Source organism: Pseudomonas paraeruginosa PA7 (assembly GCF_000017205.1).
GTDB lineage: Bacteria > Pseudomonadota > Gammaproteobacteria > Pseudomonadales > Pseudomonadaceae > Pseudomonas > Pseudomonas paraeruginosa.
Genome location: NC_009656.1, coordinates 509,687 through 533,122, shown reverse-complemented (window position 1 = coordinate 533,122; position 23,436 = coordinate 509,687). Strand labels below are relative to the sequence as shown.

Here is a 23,436-nt window from a genome sequence, read left to right as displayed (position 1 = left end):
CCTCGAATCGCCATGCGCCTGTCCCGCTTCTTCGTCGACCAGCCCCTCGCCCTCGGCCAGCACGACCTGCCCGAGGCCCAGGCCCACTACATCGGTCGCGTGCTGCGGCACGCCACGGGCGACGCCGTGCAGCTGTTCGACGGCAGCGGCCGGGAATACCTCGGCGAGCTGATCGAGGTCGGCAAGAAGAATGTCCGCGTCGAACTCCGCGAGCAGTTCGCCGGCCAGCCCGACTCGCCCCTGCGTATCCACCTGGGGCAAGGCCTGTCGCGCGGCGAGCGGATGGACTGGGCGATCCAGAAGGCCACCGAGCTGGGGGTGGCGGAAATCACTCCGATCGTCAGCGAGCGTTGCGAAGTGCGCCTGAAGGACGAGCGCGCCGACAAGCGCCTGCAACACTGGCGCCAGGTGGCGATCAGCGCCTGCGAGCAGTGCGGCCGTTCGAGCCTGCCGCGGATCCATCCGCCGCTGGCCCTGGAGGACTGGCTGCGGCAACGCGACGACGAACTGCGCCTGGTCCTGCACCCGGTCGCCGCGCCCCTGGCCAGCCATGCCCGCCCCGCCAGCCTGGCGTTCCTGGTCGGCCCCGAGGGCGGCCTGGGCGATGCCGAGGTGGAGCAGGCGCAGGCGGCCGGCTTCCACTCCGCGCGCCTCGGCCCGCGCGTGCTGCGTACCGAGACCGCGCCGGTGGTGGCGCTGGCGGTGGCCCAGCAACTCTGGGGCGACTTCGCCTGATATCCCTCCCGCCGCTTTACAACGGCGGCAGCCAGTGAATACCGTTGCGCAGCCCACTTCGCAACGGATCGCACGCATGGACACGCCCGTTACCTTCGATTGGAAGATCCGCCTGCCCGATGTGCTCGGCGTACTCCGCCGAGACTATGCCGGACGCTTCCCGCAACTGGCCTCCGCCGCGCTGGAGACGCTGCTGGAGCGCCTGCGCGACGACCTTCCCGAGGATTTCCTGCCGGCCCTCGGCCAGGAGCTGGAATCCCTGGGACTGGCGTTGGTGGAACGCCTGGACGAAGACGACAGCCTGAACCTGTACGTGATCGGCGCCCCCCACAGCCAGCGCCTCCTCGATGCGCTCGCAGCGCAGGGCCACAACGCCCGCACGCTGCGCCAGGAAGACGCCGCCGAAGGCGCCCCGGCGACGCTCCCCGCCGCCACGCCGGCCGGCCTGGCGGCGGCTTCGGCCTACATCTGCCTCGAACGCACCGAGCACCTGGCGCCCGGCCTGGCCACCGGCCGCCTGCCGGGTGAAGACAGCAGCGACCTGCTGGACCTGCGCCAGTGGCCCAGGCTACGGCGCCTGCCCGATGGTGCAGAGGAAACCCGGGGCGCGCTGCTCTGCCGGGCCAGTTCGGCGGACGGCCTGCACGCCTGGGTCAGGATGACCGGTTCGGGAAGCCCCTACGCCTGGCTGCAACGCTCCCGCGATCTCGCCTCGTTGACGCCCGAACTACCGCCCTTGCCGCTGCCGCCGGCGCAATCGTTGCGCCAACGCCGCACCCCGGAACTTGCCATCGGCCTGGCCGGAGAGGACCTGCTGCTGGTCGACCGTGGCCTGGTCTTCCTCTATCCCGGCTTCGCCCGGGGCAACGGCGAACCGCGGTTGCTCTTCGAGGTGCCGCAAGCGCGGCGCTCCATCGAGAATCCGCCGGCGGTCTTCACCACTCCGGACGAGCGCGTCTGCCTGCTCTCCCGCGGGCAGTTCTTCGAATGGCGCGAGGCACGCATCCAGCCCCTGCCGTTCCCCGTCGGCAAGGATCTGCCCGCCGATCCGGCGCAACCGACCTCGGTGGCGCCCGGGAGCATAGTCTGGCTGGAGCGGGAGACGCTCTGCGAAGGCCGGCTCGACAGCGGCGAGATCCGCAGCCACTCGCTGGACGGCCTGGCCGAGGGACCCTACCTGAAGCTCCAGGCCCTGGACGGAGGCTGGCTGCTCCTGGCGCCGTGGCTGGAACCGCATCGCTCGCGCGACCTCGCCCAGCTCTGGCACCCCGAATCCGGCCGGGCGCTGCGCATCCGCTACGGCGAACTGGACCTGGAGGGCGGACTACAGCACTGGGCGAAGTTGCCCGACGGGCGGATCGTCGTCGGCGACCATGCCCGGCATGTCGACCTCGGCACGTTCGAAAGCCTGCGCCAGCGCCTGCTGCGGCGGCGCCCGGCGCTGGCCTGAGACGCTACAGGCCGCGCAGCGCCAATCCCGCCAGGCCGAGCAGGAGCACGCCGCAGCCGGCGTAGCTGACGCGGTGCCAGAACAGCGAGGTGTTGCGCCGCAGCCAGTCCACCAGCGCTGCGCAGCAGAAGCACCAGATCAGCGACGAGAGCATGAAGCCGGCGAAGAACACCAGCGACTGCGCCTGGTTCGGCGTGCCGTCGACGATCCCCGCCAGGGCGCTGCCGAGGGCCCCCCAATAGACCAGGTTCTTCGGGTTGGACAGGGAGATCGCCGCGCCGGCGCCGAAGGCGTTGCGTCCCTGCTCGCCGACGTTTTCCGCCGCCAGCGGTGGATTCCAGGCGTCGCGCAGGCCCTGCACGCCGAGCCAGGCCAGGTAGACGGCGCAAACCAGGGTCAGGGGCATCCGCACCTGCTCGTAGCCCAGCAGCAGCGCCAGTCCGGTAAGGCCGAGCAGGGCCCAGACCGCATCGCCGATCAACGAGCCCAACTGCACCAGCAACGCCGGGCGGAAGCCACCGGTCAAACCGCGGCGCAGCGTTTCGCTGAACACCGCTCCAGGGGAGATATTGAAGGCAAAACCGAACAGCAGGGCAGCGAGAAAGATGGCGAGCATGGAACGGCGTCTCCGCGGGTGGGTCGCCGGATTATCCCCGTCGGCGGCGCTGGAAACTTGAACCGGATTGCGCAGGTCAGCCGCGCACGGCGCGCTGGTAGCGGCCCGGCGAGATACCGTAGGCGCTGCTGAAGTAACGGGTCAGGTGGCTCTGGTCGGCGAAGCCCAGGGCGTGGGCCACCTCGCCCACCGCCAGGCCACGGCGCAACAGGCCGAGGGCGCGGCGGGTGCGCAATTGCATGCTCCACTGTCGCGGGCTAAGCCCGGTGGCCTTCTTGAAGGCCCGCAGCAGGTGGTACTTCGACAGGCCCACCTGCTCCGCCATGCCATCCAGGTCCGGCGGTTCGGCCAGGTGCTCGGCGAGCAGCGCCTGCAGACGGACGACAGCCGGGCGCCCCGGGTCGGCCCTGCGTGGCAGGCGGGTTCCGCTCGCCGCCAGCAGGCGACCGAGGAATTCCAGCAGGCGCTCCTCGCCCCGTTCGCGGGCGAAACGGTCGCTGGCCAGCAAGGCTTCGATGCTGGCGGCCAACTCGCGGCCCAGCGCCGGACTGCGCAGCAGCGGGCGGTCGAACTCGACGGAGGAAAGATCCAGGCTGTTCGCCAGCTCGGCGGCAGGCAGATAGAGGCTGGCGAAGCGCCAGGGCTGGCCGTCGCGGACGCCGCCGCCCTGGATCTGCCCCGGGTTGTAGAGGGTCAGGTCGCCGCTGTCGGCCTGGAAGGTGCGACCGTCCAGCCAGATCTCCTCCAGCCCGCACAGGTTGGCGCTGATGACGAACTCGTCATGGCTGTGCTTCTCGAAGCGATGCCCGGCCAGGCTGGCGCAGGCTACCTCGAGGGAGGCGCCGATCCGCGCATGCTGCAGGCCGGCCATGGGCGGCTCAGATCAGGCCGGCGTCGGCGAGCTTCTCTTCCAGTCCGGCCAGGTCCGGAATCCGCGCGGTTTCGCCGCCGATGTCCACCGCCGCCAGTTCCAGCGCCGCCAGCGGCGCGGCAGTGGCCGCAAGATTGGCGTCCAGCCGCACCGAGCGGGGGATGCCCTGCACCAGCAGGGCGAGGAATTTCACATGGGGACGACCGCCGAGGGCGTTGATCACCACCACCCGCGCGCTGCTGCCGAGGACCGGCTGCCGCTCGCCGCTGGAAGCCGTTTCGAAGGACAGCAGCGGCAGGCGCAGGTCGCGCCAGGCGACCTGGCCGAGGTACCACTGCGGCAGGCCGGCGGCGACCTGCGGGTTGCGATAGGCGATCAGCTCGGCCACGGCGACGTTGGGCAACAGCAGGGTGCGGTCGCTCAGCGGCAGGAGCAGCCCGGTGAGGCTGTCCGGGGTCGGGGCGGCGAGGGGTTTGCGGCTCATGCCATCCTGCTCGATCACGGCCTGGTTCATGTTTCGACTCCTGTCGGCGCGCAGCGTGCGGCCAGATGCTTGACCAATGCCTCGGCCAGTTCGCGTGGGCTGGCATTGAAACTGCTGTAACCGGCCTCGCGCAAGCTGTCCGGCATGCTCGAACAGACGCAACTGTCGGCGCGCTGGGTCCACACCTCGCCGCCCTGGCGCCGCACATAGGCGGCGGCGGCGCTGCCGTCGCTCCCCATGCCGCTGAACACGATCACCCCGCAGTCCGGGCCGAACTGCTGGGCCAGGTTGAGCATCATCTGGTCGATGGACGGCGTGTAGGGCTCGGGCCAGGGACGCTGGCTGCATTTCAGCCGCCCGTCATGGTGAAAACCGAGCTCATGGAGCACCGGCACCACCTGGACTTCGCCGCAGCGCAGCGCTTCGCCATCGCGGACGTTCTTCACGTGCCACTGGCTGTGCCGGCCGACGGCCTGCGGCAGGCTCTGCTCGAAGCTGGCATCGATGTGCTGGGCATAGAGGAAGGCGATCGGCAGGCCGCCGGGCAGGGCGTCGAGGAACGCCTTGACCGCCGCCGGCCCGCCGAGCGAGGCCGCCAGCAGCCATACCTCGCGGGCCGGCTCACCGGCCTGCAGCGGCATCGCCGCGAGATCGCCGGGAATCTCCAGGCGCGCTGGACGCTCTTCGTCGAGCAATGCGCCGAGGCTATCGCCAACGCCATCGCTGGGGTCGCCGATCAAGCGCTTCAGCTTGGCGATCAGCCGCCGCTCCCAGCGCGGGTAATGTTCGGTATGCCGCTCCGGCGCGTGGCCCTCGCCGAACAGCACCGGCGCGCGGTCCTGCTCCAGCAGGCTGTCCAGCAGCGGCGAGTCGTCCTGCTGGGTCAGGTCCACCAGCCACAGGTCGGGCGCGCACTCCAGCGCGGCGTCGTCGACCCTGGCCGGGTCGGCGTTGAGCACCACCTCGTAGCCATGGCCGAGCAGCGCCTGCTGCAGCACGTGGCGCTGCAGCGAGGTGTCGGCGATCACCGCGACCCGCGGCGTGGCACGCTCAGTCATGCTGGCCGACCAGGGACTGGATGGCTTCCAGCAGCTCGGTTTCCTGGTAAGGCTTGCCGAGGTACTGGTTGACGCCGATGCCCAGCGCGCGCTCGCGGTGCTTCTCGCCGGTCCGCGAGGTGATCATGATGATCGGCAGGTTGCCCAGGCGCTCGTCGTGGCGCACCAGGGTGGCGACCTCGAAACCGTCCATGCGCGGCATCTCGATGTCCAGCAGGAGGATATCCGGACGGTGCTCCTGGAGCTGGGCGATGGCGTCCACGCCATCCTTCGCGGTGAGCACGTTCATGCCGTTGCGCTCCAGCAGGCGCGTGGTGACCTTGCGCACGGTGACCGAGTCGTCCACCACCATCACCAGTGGCGGCCGCTGCTGCTCGCTCTCGCTCGCCGCCGTTTCCTGGCGCAACGCCAGGCGTTCGCGGCGGCTTTCCTGGCCGAGCAGCGCGTGTCGGGAACGGATGGTCGCCAGCAGGTCGAGGATCACCACCACCCGGCCATCGCCGAGCAGGGTCGCCCCGGAAATCCCGGCAACCCCGGCGAATTGCGGCCCGAGGCTCTTCACCACGATCTCGCGGGAACCGGCCAGCGAGTCGACCTGCACCGCCACCGCGTGTTCCGAGGAGCGCACCAGGATCACCGGCAGCGGCAGCGACTGGCCGACCAGCTTGGGCTCCTGGCCGTTGTTCAGCAGTTCGCCGAGGTATTTCAGCTCGTAGGACTGCCCGGCGTATTCGAAGCTGGGCGTATCCAGCCCCGCCTCGCCGCGCTGTTCGTAGAGCGCCTCCAGTTCGTAGGGGGAAACCCGCACGATGCCCTCGATGGTGTTCAGCGGCACCGCGTAGAGATCCTCGCCGGAGAGCACCATCAGCGCCCGGTTCACCGACACGGTGAACGGCAGCCGCACGTTGAAGCGGGTGCCCTGGCCCGGCTCGGTCTGGATGCTCACCGAGCCGCCGAGCTGCTTGACCTCGGAGTTGGCCACGTCGAGGCCGACGCCGCGTCCGGAGATCTGGGTGACCTTCTCGGCGGTGGAGAAGCCGGACTCGAGCACGAACTGCAACACCTCATGATCGCTCAGGTCGCTGTCGGCGCTCATCAGGCCACGCTCGATGGCCTTGCGCCGCACCGCGTCGAGGCGGATGCCGGCGCCGTCGTCGGAAAGGGTGAGGAGGATGTCGCCGCCCTCGCGGCCGATGTTCAGGCGGATCGTCCCGTGCTCCGGCTTGCCGGCCGCGCGGCGCGTCTCGCCGGACTCGATGCCGTGGTCCACGGCGTTGCGCAGCATGTGCTCCAGCGGCGCGACGATGCGCTCGAGGACGGTACGGTCCATCTCGCCGTCGGCGTTGCCGACCACGAACTCGACCTGCTTGCCAAGCTCGCCGGCGACCTGCCGGACGATCCGCCGCAAGCGCGGCACCAGGCGGTCGAACGGCACCATGCGGGTGCGCATCAGGCCTTCCTGGAGTTCGGTGTTGACCCGCGCCTGTTGCAGCAGCAGGGTCTCCGCGTCGCGGTTCTTCGCCGCCAGGGTTTCCTTCAGGTCGAGAAGGTCGGAAGCCGATTCGAACAGCGCGCGCGAGAGCTGCTGCAACTGCGAATAGCGGTCCATTTCCAGCGGGTCGAATTCCTCGTAGCCGGCGCGTTCGGCGTCGGCCTGGTGGCGCGAGAGGATCTGCGCCTGGGTCTCGGTGTCGAGGCGGCGCAACTGGTCGCGCACCCGCTCGATGGTGGACTCCATCTCGCCGAGGGTGAAGCCGACGTCGCTCACCTGCTGCTCGACCCGGCCGCGGAAAATCGAAGTCTCGCCCGCCAGGTTGACCAGGTTCTCCAGCAGTTCCGCCGGCACCTTCACCAGTTCCTGCGGGGCACGCCGGGAAGCGGCTTCCTGGGCGGCTTCCCGGGCCTTGCGCACGAACGGCAGGGTGGTGGCCGGGGCAGCCGGAGGCGCCGCCTCGGCCGCCATGATCGCGCCGGCCGCCGGGGCCAGGCGGGTCAGCTCGGCCAGCGCGGAGGCCACCGCGCGATCGGTATCGTCGGCCTGGACCGGCGCCTGGGCAGCCTCGGGGCGCTCACCGGCCTCGTCGTCCTCGGCCAGCCGCTCGCGCAGCAGGTCGACCTGCCGCTGCAGGCCTTCCAGTCCCGACTGCGCATCCAGCAGCAGGCTGTCCGGCCACGGCGCGCCCTGTTGCTGCGCGTCGGTAAGATGCTGCTCGAGGTCGTGGGCCAGGTTGCCCAGCTCGGTCTGGCCGGCCAGTCGCGCGCCGCCCTTGAGGGTGTGCAGGATCCGCAGCAGGTCGTCCAGCGGCTGGGCGTCGCCGCTGCCGCCGTCCCAGCGGCCGAGCGCCAGTTCGAGATTCTCCAGCAGGTCGTCGGCTTCCTCGAGGAAGATATCGAGGATCTCGCTCTCATCGGCCGCCGCGCCCTTCCCCGCCAGCGGCTTGAGGCTGACGCTGGTGGGTACGCTCAGTTGCTCCTCGGGATCGCTGCGCAGGCGCCTGATCTCCGCGATCAGCGCCTGGCCGTCGGGCAGCTCGCGCTGGCCACGTACCGCCTCGAGCATCTCGGCCAGCTCGTCGTGGCAGCGCTGCAGCAGGCCGAACAAGGGCGGGCTGGCGCGCAGGCGTCCGCCGCAGAGACCCTCGTAGAGGAATTCGAGCTCGTGGGCGAGGTCGCCGATCTCAGCGATCTCGGCCATCCGCGCACCGCCCTTGAGGGTATGCAGGTCGCGCTGCAGGGCTTCCAGCTCGATGGTGTTGTCGACGTCGTCGATCCAGCGTTGCAGCGCGGCGGCGGCGCTGTCGAGGATATCGAAGCCTTCTTCGAGGAAGATCTCCACCAGCTCGGGATCGCGCTCCTCGAAAGCCTCCGCAGCGGGCTGCGGCGTCTCGGCAGGCTCCTCGCCGGCAGGCGCGACGGGTTCCTCGGCGGGACTCTGCGCCTCGCCCTGCGCCGCCTCGGCCAGCGGGCCCTGGCGGAATTGGCGGATCGCCAGGATCAGGTCTTCCGGGTCGGCCAGCGCCCGGCCGGCGCTCAACTGCTCGAGTTGCTCGGCCAGGCGGTCGTGACACGCCTGCAACAGCTCGGAGAGTCGCGGGGAATGCTGGTAGCGGCGGTCGACCAGGCCCTCGTAGAGAGACTCCAGTTCGTGGGCGAGGTCGCCGATCTCGGCGATCTGGGCCATCCGCGCGCCACCCTTGAGGGTGTGCAGGTCGCGCTGCAGGGCGTTGAGCGAAGACAGCGCGCCCGGCTCGGCTTGCCATTGGGCCAGGGCCTGGCCGGCGCTTTCGAGGATATCCACCGCCTCTTCGAGGAAGATCGACACCATTTCCTCGTCCAGCTCGCGGCCGGGAGCCGGCGCAGGCGCCGCCGACACGGTCTCCTCGACAGGCACCCCGGTCTCTTCGAAGACCGCCCCGGGGAGGGTCGACTCTTGGTCTTCCGGGGGGAAATCGTCGGCGTCGAGGCTCTCCGGATCGATGAACGGAACGGTTTCGGCGGCGGGCGTTTCCAGCAGTTCCTGCAGGGCCGCGACCCGCTCGGGACGAGGCGTCACCTGCAGGCCGGCGGCGACCTGGTCCATCATCCCGATCAATGCTTCGTGGGCCTGGCGGGCTTCCTCGAAGAACGCCGGGCTGACCGCCAGGCGGCCCTGCTCGACGGCCTCATACAGCGTCAGCAAGGCCTGGCAGAGTTCTTCCACCTGCGGCAACTCGGCGTGCTGGGCGCCGCGGCCCAGGGCGCTGAGTTCCTCGCGCAGCGCACTCAGTTCCTGGCGCTCCTGCGGATGCTCGTGCCAGCGCTCGAGCAGGTCCTCGGCGTCCAGCAGGATGTCCATGCCTTCGGCGAGGAAGGCTTCGATCAGCAGCGGATCGCGGCGCTCTCCGGCATCGCTGTAGCGATCGGCCTCGAGCGAGGCGATGCGCTCCTGATGCAGCGCCTCGATCCGCTCCAGCAACGCGACGCTGCCGGGAATCGGATTCAGCGGACGGCGCTCGCCGACCTGCTCCAGGCCGATGCGGAACAGCTGCTCGGCGTCGTGCAGCAGCTCGGCTTCGCGCAGGTCGAAGGCGAGCAGGTTGGACTTGTATTCCTTGACCAGTTTTTCCAGCGGCGTGGCGATCTCGGCGATCGGCAGGATGCCGGCCATGTGCGCGCTGCCCTTGAGGGTATGCAGGGCGCGCTGCAAGGCGTCGGTGACCGGCTGCGGCAGTTCGCGGGCGCAGTCGGCGAGGAAGCCGACCAGGGCCTCCAGGTGGGTCTCCGCCTCGTTGGTGAAGATTTCCAGGAGTTGCGGATCGAGCAGCTCGACGTCGCTCTCCGCCTCGGCGGCGGCCTGCGGCGCGTCGGCCAACGGCAGTGCCGGGGCGCCATCCTCCGGGGCCACCGGCTGCTGCGCCTCGACTTCCGGCGGTACGCCACGGTCGTCCGGCGCCGGCGGTTCCGGCAGCGGCTCGCCCCTGGCCAGGGCATGCGCGGTGGCCGCCAGCAGATCGACGTCGTCGCGCTGGCGCTGGGCGTTGGCGGCGAACTCCTCGACCAGCTCCGGCAACAGCGCCACCACCTGGTCGACCACGCTCCGCACCGGCTCGCTGGCGGCGATGCTGCGGTCGAGCACGCGATTGAACAGGTTCTCGATCGACCAGGCCAGTTCGCCGATCACCAGGGCGCGGACCATCCGTCCGCTGCCCTTGAGGGTATGGAAGGCACGGCGCACTTCGGTCAGCGCCTCGCGGTCGTCCTGGTCGGCCTTCCAGGCCGGCAGGTACTGGCCGATGGTCTCCAGGACCTCGCCGGCCTCCTCGATGAAGACCTCGCGCAGCTCCTCGTCCACCGGTTCCTCGTCGGCCGGCGGCGGCAGCAGGCTGACCGGCACGTTCTGCGCCGGCGGGTTGATCGGCTGCACCGGCGCGGCCATCACCTCGGCCAGCGACAGCGCCGGCGCTTCGCTGGCGAGCGCCTCGGCAGCAGGCGGAGTCTCGACCTCGGGCAGTTGCACCTCGGGGAGATCGAGGTCGGAAAGGTCCAGCTCCTCCAGGCTCGAGCCTTCCCAGGCGGACACTTCGACCTCTGCCTCCGGCAAGGCTACATCCAGCGGCAACGGATCGAACGAATCGAGAGCCAGCTCCTGTTCAGCGGGCCCGTCGAAAGGCTCCGGCGCCGGCAACGGTTCCAGGCTTTCCAGCGGCGCGTCGAAGACCAGCGCCGGCTGTGCCAGGTCATCGCCGAGGCCCCACTGCTCCGGCAGCGACCAGTCCGCCAAGGGCGCCGGCTCGGAGGCCGGGGCCGCATCGGCGGGCAGGTCGAGGCCGGAGAGGTCGATCTCGTCGAGGTTGAAGTCTTCCAGGCTGCGGGCAGGCGCCGGGGTCGACTGCGACTGGCCGCTCTCCTCGACCACCTCCGGCAACGCCGGCGGTACGTCGCTGGAGCCGTCCAGCGACAGGTCCAGGGCCAGGTCGAGGGAAGCCTCGCCGGCGTCGGGCGCGACTTCGCCCAGGGTCCGGTTGTCGTCGCTGGCCAGCTGCGGGGCATCTTCCCTCGTCGCCTCGGCAGAAGCCGTGTCGGCGGGCGGCTGTAGCGGCGCTTCGGCGGCCTCGGCAATCACCTCCGGCATCTCCGGCTCGGCAATCGGTGACTCGACGGCACCGGGCTCGGACAGGCTGGGTTCGGCCGGGGCCGACGAATGCGGTTTCAGCGTATAGCCGAGGTTCGCCAGGCTGTCCTCGGCAACGTCGAGGATCAGGTCGCTCTGGCTCTCGTGGTCCTCGCTCAGACGCTCGAGATAGTACTCGACGCTGGTGATGGCGTCGGCCAGGGTATCCAGGCTCTGCCAGTCCGGCACCGCCCTGCGCGCCAGAAGCTGTTCCTGGATGTAGCGGTTGCAGGTTTCCAGCAGGCTCGCGGCGCGCTCCAGCGGGATCATCGCCAGGCCGCCACGGACCTGGGTCAGCAGTTCGGGCACGCGGGCCAGGTGTTCGTGGTTCCACTGCGAGGCGATGAACTCGATGATCGCGTCCTTGGCCTGCTCCAGGCCATTGCGCGCTTCCTTGATGACCAACTGGTGGATCTGCGCCACGTCGGTGGTCGGCAGCCGGCTTTCCTCGCTGTTGCGCTCGTCGCCGGGACCGGCCATGCCGGCCAGGGTCGCTTCGACGTAGAGCAGTGCGCCGGCGACGTCCATCAGGGTCGCGTCGCTCGGCTCGCGGCGGCCCTGGGCCAGGGCATGGACGACGTCGAGCTGGTCGAGGATGACCTTGCGCGGCTGGCCGAAGCCGAGCACCGCCAGGGTGTCGGCGATCTGCTTGAGCGGCGCCAGCAGGGCGTCCAGCTCGGCGGGATGGGCGCGGTCGCTGCGCACGAACAGGTCGAGGCTGTCCTTGATCCGCACCAGCTCCTCGCACAGCGCGCCGACCACCGACCGCATGGCGTCGCGGTCGGGTCCGGCCAGGCGGGCGCGCTCGGCGTCCACCGTCTCGTGGTCGGGCAGCGCCTCGTCGAGGCGGTACTGCTCCTTCAGCGCACGGATCCGCGGCGACTGCGACGGCGCCTTGGCCACGTAGAACAGCAGGTTCTTGATCAGTTCGTCCGGCGCGGCCTGGTTCAGCCCGTCGGCGCCCTGCTCGACCAGGCGCTTGAGTTCGCGGTCGAGCTGGCGCAGCAGGGTGCGCACCGAGGCGCTGTTGACCACGCTGCCGTTGGCCAGGCCCTCGACCAGGCCGGAGGCGATGCTCCACAGCGGCCCCAGCGGCGCCTCGCGGCACAGTCCTTCGAGGCGCGCGTAGACGCGCGCCAGGTAGCCGAGACTGGTAGCCACGTCCTGGTTGCGCAGCAGGCCGACCAGGGCCATCTGCTGGGTCTGGCGCAGCTTGCGCAGCAGGCCGCCGAGTTCGTCGGTGCGCAGTTGCGCGATGGCCTCGCCGTCCAGTTGCGGCTGGCGCCGCGACAGGTCGGGCGCGAACAGGCTGGTTTCCGAGAGCAGCTTCTCGCCGCGCGCGGCGCGCAGGTCGTTGAGCAGCGGCAGGACCACCATCGGCAGGTCGCGCCGGGCGGTCTGGATCCGGTCGAGGTAGACCGGCAGTTGCAGGATCGCCTGCATCAGCACTTCCAGGGCCTCGCCCTGGTTCGGCACGCGGCCGTCCAGCAACGCCTGGACCAGTTGTTCCATTTCCTCGGCGAGCAGCGCCGCGCCATAGAACTCGACCATCTGCAGGGTGCCCTGCCCCTGGTGCACGTAGGTCAGGCAGAACCGCATGCGGGTCGGGTCCTGCGGGTTCTCGACGAACGCTTCCAGCGCCTGGCGCGCCTGCTTCAGGGTTTCGGCGATCTCGCCTTTCACCCATTCCAGAGCGACGTAGTCGTGCCGGTCACCCATAGCCACTCCATTCATGTGCCTGAGTACCCCTTACGGGTAAAGGCCAGGACCCGCTCGTCGGCGACCGGCTCGAGCTCCGGATGGCTCCAGTCGACCACTTCGCCGACCCCGATCACCAGCAAGCCCCCCGGCGCCAGCCGTTCGGCCAGGCGGTTGAGGATCTCGCGCCGTCGCCAGCGACGGAAGTAGATCAGCAGGTTCTGACAAAAAATCACGTCCATGCCGGACCATGGCGCCTTCGCCAGGTCCAGCACATTCAACCGGGCACAGCAGACGCGCCCGGTCAGTATCGTTTTCACGCTGAAGCTGCCATCGGCCTGGCGTTCGCAATAGCGCTCGACCATTTCCGCCGGCAGTTGCTCCAGCTTGCGGGCCGGATAGTTCGCCGCGCGCGCCCGTTGCAGGGCATGCAGGCTGATATCCGTCCCGGTGACGCCGAAAAAATCGCCCCGTTGCCACCCGCGCAGCGCCTGCGCCGCGCACATCGCCATCGAGTAAGGTTCCTCGCCGCTGGAGCAGCCGACGCTCCACAACGCCCAGGGCCTGGGCATGCCCTCGCGGCCCAGGCGCTCGCCCAGGTAGCGCTCGAGCAGCTCGAAAGACGGGGGATGGCGGAAGAAACGGGTTTCCTGGACGGTCAGGCGATCCAGCAGGATCGCCCACTCCACCGCGCCACGCGGACCGTCGGTCACCTGGCGGTAGTAGCTGTGGTAGTCGCCGATGCCCAGTTCACGCATGCGCGCGGTCAGGCTGGTCTGCAGGAACGTCCGGCGCTGCTCGTTGAGCACCACGCCGGTGCGGTTCTCCAGCAGCACCTGCCAGTCGCGGAACTCCGCTGCCGACATGTCGGCCAGCGGCTGCAGTGACCAGACGCCGTTCGCCTGCATGCCGTGTCCCTCGTCCAAGGTGTCGACGCGGCGCCCGCCAGGCGGCCGCCACGCCTATGCTCAGGCCTGCTCCACGCCCTCCGGCAGCTTGAAGCCGGATACCGAGTTGCGCATCTCGCTCGCCATCTTCGCCAGGTTGCCGATGCTCCGCGCGGTGGCGGTGGTACCGGCGGAGGTCTGCGAGGTGATCTCCTGAATGACGTTCATGGTGTTGGAAATGTGGCCGGCCGACGATGCCTGCTGACGGGCGGCGTTGGAGATGTTCTGGATCAGCGCCGCGAGGGTCTTGGATACCTTCTCGATCTCCTCCAGGGCCACACCGGCGTCCTGGGCCAGGCGCGCGCCGCGGACCACCTCGGAGGTGGTCTGCTCCATCGAGATCACCGCTTCGTTGGTGTCGGTCTGGATGGTCTTCACCAGCGCCTCGATCTGCTTGGTCGCCGCCGAGGAACGTTCCGCCAGACGCTGTACCTCGTCCGCCACCACGGCGAAGCCGCGGCCCGCGTCCCCCGCCATCGACGCCTGGATCGCGGCGTTCAGGGCGAGGATGTTGGTCTGGTCGGCAATGTCGTTGATCAGGCTGACGATGTCGCCGATCTCCTGGGACGATTCGCCGAGGCGCTTGATCCGCTTCGAGGTGTCCTGGATCTGCTCGCGGATGTTGTCCATCCCGGTGATGGTGTTGTGCACCACCTCGTTGCCCTTGTTGGCGATGGCTACCGAACGCTCCGCTACCGCCGAGGATTCCGAGGCGTTCGCCGATACCTGGTCGATCGACACCGCCATTTCGTTGATCGCCGCCGAGGCGCCGGCGATTTCCTGCGCCTGGTGCTCGGAAGCTTCGGCCAGGTGCATCGCGGTGGACTGGGTTTCCTGGGCCGCGGCGGCCACCTGCACGGCGGTCTGGTTGATGGTTTCCACCAGCTCGCGAAGCTGGTCGATGGAGTAGTTGATCGAGTCGGCGATGGCGCCGGTGAAGTCCTCGGTCACGGTCGCGGCCACGGTCAGGTCACCATCGGCGAGGTCGGCGATCTCATCGAGCAGACGCAGGATCGCGGCCTGGTTGCGGTCGTTCTTCTCGGCGGTCTCGGCCAGCCGGCGGTTGGTCTCGCGTACCATCACCAGACCGATCAGGATGATCGAGGCCAGGGCCAGGGCACCCAGCACGTAACCGGCGAACAGGTTGATGCTGCGTCCGCCGGCCAGGTTCTCGAAGCCGTCGGCCAGTCGCGAGGCCTTGTCCAGCAGGGTCTGCGAAACGCTGAAGATGTGGTTCGCCGCTTCCCGGACCTGGAACAGGTCGGGCGAGGTCTCGAGGATCTCGTCCACCGAGCCGGAGACGAACTCGAACAGCTCGGCGATCTCGTTCAGGCGGTCCACCGCCTCGGCGTTGGTCACCTTGGAGATGCTCATCGCCGCATTGCCTTCCTGCATGCCCTTCAGTACGCGGCCGAACAGGCTGGCGTCACGGCCGAAGCTGTCGGCGGCCTGCACCGAGTTCTCGTCGCCGGCCAGCACCTTGTTCACCGAGCCGAGGATACGTTCGGCCAGCAGCGACTGGCGCTGGGCGACCGCGACCTGGTCGGCCGGGGCGCCGTTCTCCAGCAGGATGTCGACCACCTCCTCGTACTCCACCTGCAGCTGCGGGATGGTTTCGGCGAGGGTCGAGGCCACCTGGTGCAGGGACAGTACGGTCTGTTCGCTGGCGAGGATCGAGTCGGCGTTCTTGCGCAGGCCGTCCCAGTCCTGCTGCACCACGTCCATCTGCGGCTTCACCGCTTCCGGACTGGGCGGCAGGGATGTGCTCTCGTCGCCGTTGACCAGGATGTTCCAGCGTTTCTCGAAGTCGTTGCGCGCGTCCTTCAGGAGCTTGAACGCCTCGCCCTTGCCCGCCGCCGCTTCGGTGGCGTTCTTCGCGATCCGCTGCGACAGGACGCGCAGTTCGCCGGCATGGCCGATGTACTGCTTGTCATGGTTCGACTGGGTGTTGAGGTAGGCAAAGTTGGCGAACAGCAACACGATCGAGACGATGAGGACGATGAACAGCCCCGCGATCACCGAGCTGCTGCGCATGCCCGCGAAAAGATTGCCTGCGTTGATTTTCTTCATATTTGGCCCCCGCCCGGACCGACCACGATTACGATTTCCATGTCACGACACGGGCCGGCAGAACCGGCCCAACCGGTGAAGCTGTTTATATGGCGACGTCGAGGAAGCCCTGGTGTTGCGCCAGCGCGTGCGGGCTGAACACCAGCCACGGCTGCTCTCGATGGAAGACGCCATGAATGAAGGGTTGCAGTGCCGCTTCTAGCGGCGGCAGCTGTTCACTGAAGGTGTCCACCGGGAAGTGCTGCATGCCGAACACCTCATCGACGATGAGGCCGGCGAACACGTCCAGGTGCTCCACCACCAGCACCCGCCGCTGCTTGCGCAAGGGCGACAGTTCGGTACCGAGGAACCCGCAGAGGTCCATGATCGGCAACAGGCGGCCACGCACGTTGGCCACTCCCCTGACCCAGGTCTTCACGCCCGGCAGCTGGGTGTAGCGCGGCTCGTGCAGGACTTCGCCGACCTCGCCCATCGGCGCGACGAAGAACCGGCCGCCCATGCGGAAGCCGATCCCGCTCCAGCTCTGCACCGCCTCCTGCTGCGCCGGCAGGCCGGCGGCCAGGCGTCGGCAGCGCTGGTCGATGTCGACGAGGAGTTGGAAGGGGGTCTGAACGTCCGACATGCGGGGCCTGGTCTTTCCGGGTCAGGATGAGCGATGCGCTGCGGCGGGCTCAGCCCGCCAGCACCGCATTGATGGTTTTCAGCAGCGTCTCTTCGTCCACCGGCTTGGTCAGGTAGTCGCGCGCGCCCTGGCGCTTGCCCCAGACCTTGTCGGTCTCCTGGTCCTTGGTGGTGACGATGATCACCGGGATGGCGCTGGTCTCGGCGTCCTTGGTCAGCTGGCGGGTCGCCTGGAACCCGTTGAGGCCGGGCATGACGATATCCATCAGGACCACGTCGGGCTTTTCCTGGCGCGCCAGGGCGACGCCGTCGCCGCCGTTCTCGGCCTTGAGTACCTGGTGGCCATGCTTTTCCAGCATGGCGGTCAGCTTGTACATCTCGGTCGGAGAGTCATCAACAATCAAAATACGAGCCATGGGATCCCCATCACGAAATAAGCATCAACGGCCATGCGGCCGGATATCAGGAAGCGGCGTCCAGCGGAGTGAAGCTGGGTACGTGTGCCTTGATCGCGCCCAGCAGTTCTTCCTTGCTGAACGGCTTGGTGAGGTACTGGTCGGAGCCGACGATGCGCCCCTTGGCCTTGTCGAACAGGCCGTCCTTGGAGGACAGCATGATCACCGGGGTGGACTTGAACGCACTGTTGTTCTTGATCAGGGCGCAGGTCTGGTAGCCATCCAGGCGCGGCATCATGATGTCGACGAAGATGATGTTCGGGTGGGTATCGGCGATCTTCGCCAGGGCATCGAAGCCGTCGATCGCCGTGATCACGTCGCAACCGACCTTCTTAAGCAGCGTTTCGGCGGTGCGACGAATCGTTTTCGAATCGTCGATCACCATCACTTTCAAACCGTCGGATTGCTGTTCCATGTTCGCCCTATATCGACTCGGTGAATCATTCTTCTGTGTTTTCTTCAGTGCGCTAACGCCCTGTCACCGACGGGCTGCGACCCAATCGCGGGCCTTTTTAGCACACTCGACGCAACTCTAGCCATAATGCCCAGAACAGGCCGGCTTTTTCCTTGACCAAGCGCAAACGGGGCGCCAACCTGAGCGTCAAACCCGCTTGCCACGCGGCCTCCCCGCCGCGACCGGACAACTCACCCCCTTTCGGAGGAACCCCCATGAGCGTACGCCTCGGGATCGTCATGGACCCCATCGCGCGCATCAACTTCAAGAAGGACAGCTCGCTCGCCATGCTGCTGGCGGCCCAGGCCCGCGGCTGGTCGCTGTTCTACATGGAACAGCAGGACCTCTACCAGAAGGCCGGTGTCGCCCGTGGCCGCATGCGCCCGCTGAAGGTCTTCAACGATGCCTCCCGCTGGTTCGAACTGGAAGCGGAAAGCGACCAGCCGCTGCACGAACTGGACGTGATCCTGATGCGCAAGGACCCGCCCTTCGATAACGAATTCGTCTATTCGACCTACCTGCTGGAGCAGGCCGAGCGCGCCGGCGCCCTGGTGGTGAACCGTCCGCAGAGCCTGCGCGACTGCAACGAGAAGTTCTTCGCCACGCAGTTCACCCAGTGCACCCCGCCGACGATGGTCAGCCGTCGATCCGATATTCTGCGCGAGTTTGCCGCGGAGCATCGTGACATCATTCTCAAACCCCTGGACGGAATGGGCGGTTCGTCGATATTTCGGCATCGCGAGGGCGACCCGAACCTCTCGGTGATCCTCGAGACCCTCACCCGGCATGGCAGCCAGCAGATCATGGCGCAGCGCTACCTGCCGGAAATCAAGGATGGCGACAAGCGCATCCTGATGATCGACGGCGAAGCGGTGCCCTACTGCCTGGCACGCATCCCGGCCCAGGGCGAGACCCGCGGCAACCTCGCCGCCGGCGGCCGCGGCGTGGCCCAGCCGCTGAGCGAGCGCGACCGCTGGATCGCCGCCGAGGTCGGTCCGCACCTGCGCGAGCGCGGCCTGCTGTTCGTCGGCCTCGACGTGATCGGCGACTATCTGACGGAAATCAACGTCACCAGCCCGACCTGCATCCGCGAAATCGACCAGGCCTTCGACACCCGCATCGGCGACAAGCTGATGGATGCCATCGCCGCCCAGCTGGCTGCCCGCTGAGCCGGTGGGCGGGCCCCGGCCCGCCCGCTCGATGCGCCACGGCGAGCGACCGCGTGTCCAAGGCGCGGAGTGCGTCATAGACTTTTGCGCCCCCCATCGGCAGACTTCGCCCCACGCCAGCCACCACGATCCGCAATGAACGCCGCCGTCCTCAAGTCCCCCTCCGCCGTTGCCGGCGTCCGCCCGGCGGACCGTTTGGGCTTCACCCTGTTCATCGCCGCCATCCTGCACGTCGCCCTGATCCTCGGGGTGGGCTTCTCCATGCCCGCGCCGAGCCAGATCAGCAAGACCCTGGAGATCACCCTGGCCACCTTCAAGAGCGACAAGACGCCGGAGAAGGCCGACTATCTCGCGCAGATGAACCAGCAGGGCAGCGGCACCCTGGAGCACAAGGCCGCGCCGAAGACCACCGAGGTCGCGCCGTTCCAGGACAACCAGGTGAAGAAGGTGGCGCCGCCGGCCACGCCGAAGCAGGCCAGGAGCGAAGAGGCGCCCAAGGCCGCGGTGACCACCACCCGCCAGCGCCAGCAGAAGGCCCCGAGCAAGACCCAGGCACAGAAGGCCGAGCAGGTCGCCAAGCCGGCGCCGCAGTTCGACTCGTCCCAGCTGTCGGCGGAAATCGCCAGCCTCGAGGCCGACCTGGCCAAGGAACAGCAGGCCTATGCCAAGCGCCCGCGCATCCATCGCCTGAGCGCCGCCTCGACCATGCGCGACAAGGGTGCCTGGTACAAGGAGGACTGGCGCAAGAAGATCGAGCGCATCGGCAATCTCAACTACCCCGACGAGGCGCGCCGGCAGAAGCTCTACGGCAGCCTGCGGCTGCTGGTGTCGATCAACCGCGACGGGACCATCTACGAGGTGCAGGTGCTGGAGTCCTCCGGCGAACCGATCCTCGACCAGGCCGCCCAGCGCATCGTCCGCCTGGCCGCGCCCTACGCGCCATTCAGCGGCGACCTGGCCGACATCGACCGGCTGGAAATCATCCGTACCTGGCGTTTCGAGCGCGGCGACCGGCTGTCCAGCAAGTAGCGCGGGCAAGACTGGCTTTCTCGCGTCCGAAGCAGGACACTAGCGGCCATGAAACAGAGCAGCCCAACCTATCTCAAGCATCATTTCCTGATCGCCATGCCGCACATGGCCGACCCCAATTTCGCCCAGACCGTGACCTACCTGGTCGAACACAACGATCAGGGCGCCATGGGCCTGGTGATCAACCGCCCCAGCGGCCTCAACCTGGCCGAAGTCCTCGAGCAGCTCAAGCCGGACGTCCTGCCGCCGGCGCGCTGCCAGCACATCGAGATCTACAACGGCGGCCCGGTGCAGACCGACCGGGGGTTCGTCCTCCACCCCAGCGGCCTGGCGTACCAGTCGACCCTGGAACTGGGTGAGCTGGCGATGTCCACCTCGCAGGACGTGCTGTTCGCCATCGCCGCCGGCACCGGCCCGGAGAAGAGCCTGATCAGCCTCGGCTACGCCGGCTGGGAAGCCGGCCAGCTGGAGGCGGAACTCAGCGACAACGCCTGGCTGACCTGCCCGGCGGACCCGGCGATCCTCTTCGACCTGCCCGCCGAGGAACGCCTCAGCGCCGCCGCCGCGTGCCTGGGGGTCAACCTCAGCCTGCTCACCGCCCAGGCCGGACACGCCTGATGGCCGCCGACAAGCCGCTGCGCCTGCTGCTGGGCTTCGACTACGGCACCCGGCAGATCGGTGTCGCCGTCGGCCAGGCGGTCACCGGCCAGGCTCGCGAGCTGTGCGTGCTGAAGGCGCAGAACGGGGTACCGGACTGGAACCGCGTGGAAGCCCTGATCAAGGAATGGCAGCCGGACGCCATCGTCGTCGGCCTGCCGCTGAACATGGACGGCAGCCCCAGTGAAATGAGCGAGCGCGCCGAGAAGTTCGGCCGCCGCCTCAACGGCCGCTTCAACCTGCCGGTGTTTACCCACGACGAGCGCCTGACCACCTACGCCGCCAAAGGCGAACGCCTGGCCCAGGGCCAGCGCGACGGCTACCGCGAGCGTCCGGTCGACGCCCTGGCCGCCGCCCTGCTGCTGGAAGGCTGGCTGGCCGAACACCCGAATTGACCCACGGCAGCCGGCGCCGCGCCGACCGCCGCTAAGCTTGCGCCACCGCGGGCGCCCTCCGCCCCGGCGGCCATCCCATCGATGTCAGCGAGGAGCCACCATGAGCCTACCCAACCCCGCCGAACTGCTGCCGCGCATGGCCAGCGACCTGCGCGCCCATCTCGCCGAGCGTGGCATCGAGCGGCCACGCTACGTCGGCATCCACACCGGCGGTATCTGGGTCGCCGAAGCCCTGCTGAAGGCGCTGGGCAACGAAGAACCGCTGGGCACCCTCGACGTCTCCTTCTACCGCGACGACTTCACCCGGAACGGCCTGCACCCGCAGGTCCGACCGTCGGCGCTGCCGTTCGAGATCGACGGCCAGCACCTGGTCCTGGTGGACGACGTGCTGATGAGCGGCCGGACCATCCGCGCCGCGCTCAACGAACTGTTCGACTACGGACGCCCGGCCAGCGTGACCCTGGTCTGCCTGCTCGACCTGAATGCCCGCGAACTGCCGATCCGCCCCGACGTGGTCGGCCAGACCCTGTCCCTGGGCCGCGATGAACGGGTAAAATTGGTCGGTCCCGCACCGCTCGCCCTCGAGCGCAAGGTCCTCTCCCCCGCTTCCTGATCCTCTTCACTAGGGCCTGCCCCATGCCGACAGACGCCAAGCGCCCGCTGCAGCTCAACGACCAGGGCCAGCTGCGCCACTTCATCTCGCTCGACGGTTTGCCCCGCGAGCTGCTCACCGAAATCCTCGACACCGCCGACTCCTTCCTGGAAGTCGGCGCCCGCGCGGTGAAGAAGGTCCCGCTGCTGCGCGGCAAGACCGTCTGCAACGTGTTCTTCGAGAACTCCACGCGCACCCGCACCACCTTCGAGCTGGCCGCCCAGCGGCTGTCGGCCGACGTGATCAGCCTCAACGTATCGACCTCCTCCACCAGCAAGGGCGAGACGCTCACCGACACCCTGCGCAACCTGGAGGCGATGGCCGCCGACATGTTCGTGGTGCGCCACAGCGACTCGGGCGCGGCGCACTTCATCGCCGAGCACGTCAGCCCCAACGTGGCGGTGATCAACGGCGGCGACGGCCGCCACGCGCACCCCACCCAGGGGATGCTCGACATGCTGACCATCCGCCGGCACAAAGGGAACTTCGAGCAGCTATCGGTGGCGATCGTCGGCGATATCCTGCATTCACGTGTGGCCCGCTCGAATATGCTGGCGCTCAAGACCCTGGGTTGTCCGGACATCCGCGTGATCGCTCCGCGCACCCTGCTGCCGGTCGGCCTGGAAGAACAGTACGGCGTGCGCGTCTTCACCAACGCCGACGAAGGCCTGAAGGACGTCGACGTGGTGATCATGCTGCGCCTGCAACGCGAGCGCATGCAGGGTGGCCTGCTGCCCAGCGAGGGCGAGTTCTTCAGGCTCTACGGCCTGACCGAGAAGCGCCTGAAGCTGGCCAGGCCGGATGCCATCGTCATGCACCCGGGGCCGATCAACCGTGGCGTGGAGATCGAATCGGCGGTGGCCGACGGGGCCCAGTCGGTGATCCTCAACCAGGTCACCTATGGCATCGCCATCCGCATGGCGGTGCTGTCCATGGCCATGAGCGGCCAGAACACCCAACGCCAGCTGGAACAGGAGGACGCCGAATGACCATCAGTATCCGAGGCGCCCGCGTCATCGACCCGGCCAGCGGCCTGGACCAGGTCGGCGATCTCCACATCGAGGCCGGCAGGATCGTCGCCATCGGCGCCGCGCCAGCCGGCTTCAGCGCCCAGAAGACCCTCGACGGCGCCGGCCTGGTGGCTGCGCCTGGACTGGTCGACCTCAGCGTCGCCCTGCGCGAGCCGGGCTACGGACGCAAGGGCAACGTCGAAAGCGAGACCCGCGCCGCCGCCGCCGGCGGCACCACCAGCCTGTGCTGCCCGCCCTACACCCGGCCGGTGCTGGACACCCCGGCGGTGGCCGAACTGATCCTCGACCGCGCCCGCGAGGCCGGCAACGCCAAGGTCTACCCCATCGGCGCACTGACCCGCGGCTTCGGCGGCGAGCAGCTGTCGGAACTGGTGGCGCTGCGCGACACCGGTTGCGTGGCCTTCACCAATGGCCTGCATGGCTTCGCCAGCAACCGCATCCTGCGCCGCGCGCTGGAGTACGCGGCGACCTTCGACCTGACGGTGATCTTCACCTCGCAGGATCCCGATCTCGCCGAAGGCGGGCTCGCCCACGAAGGTCCGACCGCCAGTTTCCTCGGCCTCGCCGGGATCCCGGAAACCGCCGAGACCGTGGCCCTGGCCCGCAACCTGCTGCTGGTGGAACAGAGCGGCGTGCGCGCGCACTTCAGCCAGCTGACCAGCGCCCGCGGCATCGAGCTCGTCGCCCAGGCCCAGGCCCGCGGCCTGCCGGTGACCTGCGACGTGGCGCTGTACCAGTTGATCCTCACCGACGAAGCGCTGGTGGGTTTCTCCAGCCTCTACCACGTGCAACCGCCGCTGCGCACCAGGGCCGACCGCGAAGCCCTGCGCGAGGCGGTGAAGAGCGGCGTGGTACAAGCCATCGCCAGCCACCACCAGCCCCACGAGGCGGACGCCAAGAATGCGCCGTTCGCCGCCACCGAGCCGGGCATCAGCGGCGCCGAACTGCTGCTGCCGCTGGCGTTGACGCTGGTGCAGGACGGCCTGCTCGACCTGCCGACCCTGCTCGCCCGCCTCGCCCACGGCCCGGCCCAGGCGCTGCGCCTGCCCGCCGGGCGCCTGGCGGTCGGCCAGACGGCCGACCTTGTGTTGTTCGACCCGCAGGGCTCGACCCTGGCCGGCGAAAGCTGGTACTCGAAGGGACAGAACAGCCCGTTCATCGGTCACTGCCTGCCGGGGCGGGTGCGCTACACCCTGGTGGACGGACACCTGACCCACGAGGGTTGATCCCTGCCAGCATGAAAAAGCCCGCCATCCGGCGGGCTTTTTCATCTTCGCGTTCGCGATTGCGGGGGCCTATCCGTTGCCGGGGCGGGCGGCCTCTCCCGGAAAGGAGGGGAGACGGGAAGCCTCTGCCACCAACCCGCCTCAACGGCAGGGCGAATAACGCGGAGC

The 23,436-nt window shown here is 68.7% G+C and carries 19 protein-coding genes; 9 read left to right on the top strand and 10 right to left on the bottom strand.

What is annotated here, in order from left to right:
• The first annotated feature begins 12 nt into the window (after positions 1-12).
• Positions 13-735 (top strand): 16S rRNA (uracil(1498)-N(3))-methyltransferase, encoded by a 723-nt coding sequence (locus tag PSPA7_RS02475; RefSeq protein WP_012074007.1) that lies wholly within the window; start codon positions 13-15, stop codon positions 733-735.
• A gap of 34 nt (positions 736-769) precedes the next feature.
• A complete protein-coding gene (locus tag PSPA7_RS02470) occupies positions 770-2,185 on the top strand; it encodes a hypothetical protein (protein WP_041025276.1) in 1,416 nt (471 codons plus the stop codon).
• A gap of 4 nt (positions 2,186-2,189) precedes the next feature.
• Here PSPA7_RS02470 and PSPA7_RS02465 read toward each other — a convergent pair whose 3' ends face one another.
• From PSPA7_RS02465 to pilG, 10 genes are all read right to left on the bottom strand, one after another.
• Positions 2,190-2,801, bottom strand: coding sequence for a LysE family translocator (locus tag PSPA7_RS02465; RefSeq protein WP_012074005.1), 612 nt, complete (start codon positions 2,799-2,801; stop codon positions 2,190-2,192).
• A 76-nt stretch (positions 2,802-2,877) separates the two neighbouring features.
• A complete protein-coding gene (locus PSPA7_RS02460) occupies positions 2,878-3,672 on the bottom strand; it encodes an AraC family transcriptional regulator (protein WP_012074004.1) in 795 nt (264 codons plus the stop codon).
• Between the two features lie 7 nt (positions 3,673-3,679).
• Positions 3,680-4,186, bottom strand: coding sequence for a chemotaxis protein CheW (locus PSPA7_RS02455; RefSeq protein ID WP_012074003.1), 507 nt, complete (start codon positions 4,184-4,186; stop codon positions 3,680-3,682).
• Entirely contained in the window at positions 4,183-5,214 is a 1,032-nt protein-coding gene (locus tag PSPA7_RS02450) for a chemotaxis protein CheB (RefSeq protein ID WP_012074002.1), read from the bottom strand. Before PSPA7_RS02450 ends, PSPA7_RS02455 begins: the two co-directional genes overlap by 4 nt.
• Positions 5,207-12,583, bottom strand: coding sequence for a chemotaxis signal transduction system protein ChpA (gene chpA / locus PSPA7_RS02445; RefSeq protein WP_012074001.1), 7,377 nt, complete (start codon positions 12,581-12,583; stop codon positions 5,207-5,209). Before chpA ends, PSPA7_RS02450 begins: the two co-directional genes overlap by 8 nt.
• Before the next feature lie 11 nt (positions 12,584-12,594).
• The gene (pilK, locus tag PSPA7_RS02440) at positions 12,595-13,470 is read right to left on the bottom strand and encodes a type 4 fimbrial methyltransferase PilK (protein WP_003148852.1); all 876 of its coding nucleotides are present in this window, start codon (positions 13,468-13,470) and stop codon (positions 12,595-12,597) included.
• Between the two features lie 60 nt (positions 13,471-13,530).
• Positions 13,531-15,579, bottom strand: coding sequence for a chemotaxis chemoreceptor PilJ (gene pilJ / locus PSPA7_RS02435; RefSeq protein WP_012074000.1), 2,049 nt, complete (start codon positions 15,577-15,579; stop codon positions 13,531-13,533).
• 85 nt (positions 15,580-15,664) lie between these two features.
• Entirely contained in the window at positions 15,665-16,201 is a 537-nt protein-coding gene (locus PSPA7_RS02430; RefSeq protein ID WP_003148849.1) for a chemotaxis protein CheW, read from the bottom strand.
• A 49-nt stretch (positions 16,202-16,250) separates the two neighbouring features.
• A complete protein-coding gene (gene pilH / locus PSPA7_RS02425) occupies positions 16,251-16,616 on the bottom strand; it encodes a twitching motility response regulator PilH (RefSeq protein WP_003084587.1) in 366 nt (121 codons plus the stop codon).
• A 46-nt stretch (positions 16,617-16,662) separates the two neighbouring features.
• Complete coding sequence (gene pilG / locus PSPA7_RS02420) at positions 16,663-17,070, bottom strand: twitching motility response regulator PilG (RefSeq protein WP_003148848.1); 408 nt, start codon at positions 17,068-17,070, stop codon at positions 16,663-16,665.
• Positions 17,071-17,324: 254 nt separating this feature from the next.
• Here pilG and gshB point away from each other — a divergent pair, with 254 nt between their 5' ends.
• The 7 genes from gshB (at position 17,325) to PSPA7_RS02385 (ending at position 23,268) form a co-directional block, all read left to right on the top strand.
• Positions 17,325-18,278 (top strand): glutathione synthase, encoded by a 954-nt coding sequence (gene gshB / locus PSPA7_RS02415; RefSeq protein WP_012073999.1) that lies wholly within the window; start codon positions 17,325-17,327, stop codon positions 18,276-18,278.
• 135 nt (positions 18,279-18,413) lie between these two features.
• Positions 18,414-19,307, top strand: coding sequence for an energy transducer TonB (locus tag PSPA7_RS02410; protein ID WP_003157746.1), 894 nt, complete (start codon positions 18,414-18,416; stop codon positions 19,305-19,307).
• Positions 19,308-19,355: 48 nt separating this feature from the next.
• Positions 19,356-19,925: a YqgE/AlgH family protein gene (locus PSPA7_RS02405; RefSeq protein ID WP_012073998.1), complete on the top strand. Its 570-nt coding sequence runs from the start codon at positions 19,356-19,358 to the stop codon at positions 19,923-19,925.
• Positions 19,925-20,359, top strand: coding sequence for a Holliday junction resolvase RuvX (gene ruvX / locus PSPA7_RS02400; protein ID WP_003157748.1), 435 nt, complete (start codon positions 19,925-19,927; stop codon positions 20,357-20,359). Before PSPA7_RS02405 ends, ruvX begins: the two co-directional genes overlap by 1 nt.
• 100 nt (positions 20,360-20,459) lie before the next feature.
• Positions 20,460-20,972: a bifunctional pyr operon transcriptional regulator/uracil phosphoribosyltransferase PyrR gene (gene pyrR / locus PSPA7_RS02395; protein WP_003157749.1), complete on the top strand. Its 513-nt coding sequence runs from the start codon at positions 20,460-20,462 to the stop codon at positions 20,970-20,972.
• A 23-nt stretch (positions 20,973-20,995) separates the two neighbouring features.
• Positions 20,996-22,000 (top strand): aspartate carbamoyltransferase catalytic subunit, encoded by a 1,005-nt coding sequence (locus PSPA7_RS02390; protein WP_003157750.1) that lies wholly within the window; start codon positions 20,996-20,998, stop codon positions 21,998-22,000.
• Entirely contained in the window at positions 21,997-23,268 is a 1,272-nt protein-coding gene (locus tag PSPA7_RS02385) for a dihydroorotase (protein ID WP_012073997.1), read from the top strand. The genes PSPA7_RS02390 and PSPA7_RS02385 overlap by 4 nt, the downstream gene beginning before the upstream one ends.
• Positions 23,269-23,436: the final 168 nt, after the last annotated feature.